Origin of the sequence: Mesorhizobium sp. M1E.F.Ca.ET.063.01.1.1 (assembly GCF_003998155.1) — a bacterium.
Taxonomy (GTDB): domain Bacteria; phylum Pseudomonadota; class Alphaproteobacteria; order Rhizobiales; family Rhizobiaceae; genus Mesorhizobium.
The window spans coordinates 1-2,284 of the sequence record NZ_RZSC01000869.1 but is presented as its reverse complement, the minus strand read 5'-3'; the positions used below and the strand labels follow the sequence as shown (position 1 = coordinate 2,284).

Sequence of the window (2,284 nt, the reverse complement as noted above, 5' to 3'; positions counted from 1 at the left end):
GAGGGGCTCCGCCTCATCGAAGGATGGAGGCGGCTTGCAGAGCAGGTCGATTTTCCCGTTCTGATCGAAACTCATCGCGACAGGATGACGACCGACCTTTACTTCGTGCTCGACCTGCTGGATCAAATGCCCGACTTGCCTCTGTTGGCCGATCTCTCGCACTTTATGGTAGGCCGGGAGTTTGCCTGGCCTGTTTCCGCAGAACAGCATGAAATGATCCATCGGGTCCTCGACAACAGTTGGGCCTTGCACGGCAGGGTCGCTTCCCGAGAGCAGGTGCAGATCGAGATATCTTTCCCGCATCACCGAATGTGGTTGGATCTCTTCCTCGACTGGTGGCGGTACGGTGTCCTTAGCTGGCGCAAACGCGCCGAGCCTGATGCGACACTGTGTTTCACCTGCGAACTAGGCCCGAAGCCCTACGCAATTACCGGGCGAGACGGAAACGACACGACGGACCGCTGGGAAGAGGCGCTCACGCTCAAGGCGGCTATTGAGGATCTGTGGACGGCCGCGGTCGACGCGCCTGCGCCCGTAGTAACTGGAGTCTAGCGTGGCAGACAGCGGGATGGTGATAGTTGGAGCTGGTCAGAGCGGCGTTGCTGCAGCGTTCGAGCTCCGTAATGCAGGCTGGCAAGGCTCTATCACTCTGATTGGCGATGAGGTTCATTTGCCATATGAGCGGCCCCCGCTGTCGAAGGAACTGCTGGCCGACAACTTTCAGCCGGTGTTCCTTTTCACCGAACCTGACTTTGTCAGAGCCAACATCACTCTTGTGCACAACCATGTTGCCAGGATTTTACCAGATGAGCATCTTGTCACCCTGAAAACAGGAGACTCCCTCGGATACTCAAAGCTTCTGCTGGCCCTCGGTGCCGAGCCACGCACGCTGCCAGTTCCCTTTGCAGAAAACGCAAGGGTTTTCACGCTCCGCCGGTTTGACGACGCCCTTCGGCTCAGAGAAGCTCTTGCTGGAGCTCGGAAGATAATCGTCCTCGGTGGCGGCTTTATCGGCCTGGAAATTGCGGCGACTGCAGCCAGCAATGGTAAAGATGTTACCATTTTGGAAGCAGGCGCCAGGATTCTCACGCGTGGGGTACCAGAACAGATCGCAGCGCTGATCGCCGATCGCCACATCAAGGGAGGTGTTCAAATAATCTGTGGCGTCAGAGTTACTGAAATCCAGCACAACGAAGGCCAAACTGTTGTCCAAAGCGAAGGCGGCGGCGCGTTTGCCGCAGATCTCGTGATCGCTGGCATTGGGGCAATTCCAAACAGCGCTCTCGCGGAGGTTGCAGGCCTAAGAATCGACAACGGCATTGTCGTCAATGAACGACTGGAGACGTCAAAGGGGGATATCTTTGCTGCAGGCGATTGCTGTACATTTCCCCATTCTTTGTTCGAAAACCAGCGTTTTCGGCTTGAGGCCTGGAACAATGCTCGGCTCCAGGGAGATGTCGCGGCCAAGAATATGATGGGAGCTGCGATCACCTACAGCGCCGTACCCTGGTTCTGGTCGGATCAGTTCGACTGCAGTTTGCAGATCGTCGGGATCCCGACAATGGCGGCAAGTGAAGTACAACGAGCAACCCAGAGTGCTTACATGTCATTTCACCTAGATCGAGAAAATCGCTTGATTGGGGCATGCGGCTTCGGAAGTCTCGGCTCGATCGCTAAAGATATACGGGTATCTGACATGCTTATTGGGCGTCGTATGAGGGTAGAACCATTGTCACTGAGCGACCCTTCCTTTCAGCTCAAATCTCTCTTACGATGAAACAGCGGCGTCCCGCCGTTCAAAGTTACAAGTTTTTCTCGACTTGAGGCTGCGGCAGAGCCTCCAAGGATCATCACTCTGCTTCCGCCAAAACCGACGGATCGAAGGCGGTGTCGCACTGCACTTAAATGTAAGATTGCGCCGACTAATGTAAGACCGGTAATCTCTCCGGGGTCAGGCGGCGTGTAGAATCCGATCACCGGTCGGCCGCGGCTGGAGCCAGCCGCGTGTTGGGCCCATGCCAGGCGCAAACTGTTCGACGAGCACGCTAAGACCAAATCGCCGATCGCACGTCAGGCGCTGGACAAGATCGGCGCGATCTTCGCCGTCGAGCGTGAGATCAAGGGCCGGAGCGCTGCTGTTCGTCTGGCTGCGCGCTAAGCGTAAGCGATGCGCCAAGGCGCCCTTTCCCGAAGCCGCCTGATGCGTATATGGCTGTCAGCCGTTAGTCGGCGCGCCGGCGGCGATCACTGCAGGTTACCATAACGGGTGACATAGTGGAGTTCG

At 56.9% G+C, this 2,284-nt stretch carries 1 protein-coding gene and 2 pseudogenes; all 3 read left to right on the top strand.

Going from position 1 to position 2,284, the window contains the following annotated elements; all coding sequences use genetic code 11:
- Positions 1–552 (top strand): annotated as a pseudogene (locus EOA29_RS33600) (sugar phosphate isomerase/epimerase); the annotation flags it as partial.
- A 1-nt stretch (position 553) separates the two neighbouring features.
- The gene (locus tag EOA29_RS33595; protein WP_245468674.1) at positions 554–1,777 is read left to right on the top strand and encodes an FAD-dependent oxidoreductase; all 1,224 of its coding nucleotides are present in this window, start codon (positions 554–556) and stop codon (positions 1,775–1,777) included.
- Between the two features lie 201 nt (positions 1,778–1,978).
- Positions 1,979–2,155, top strand: a pseudogene (locus EOA29_RS33590) (transposase); the annotation flags it as partial.
- Positions 2,156–2,284 lie beyond the last annotated feature (129 nt).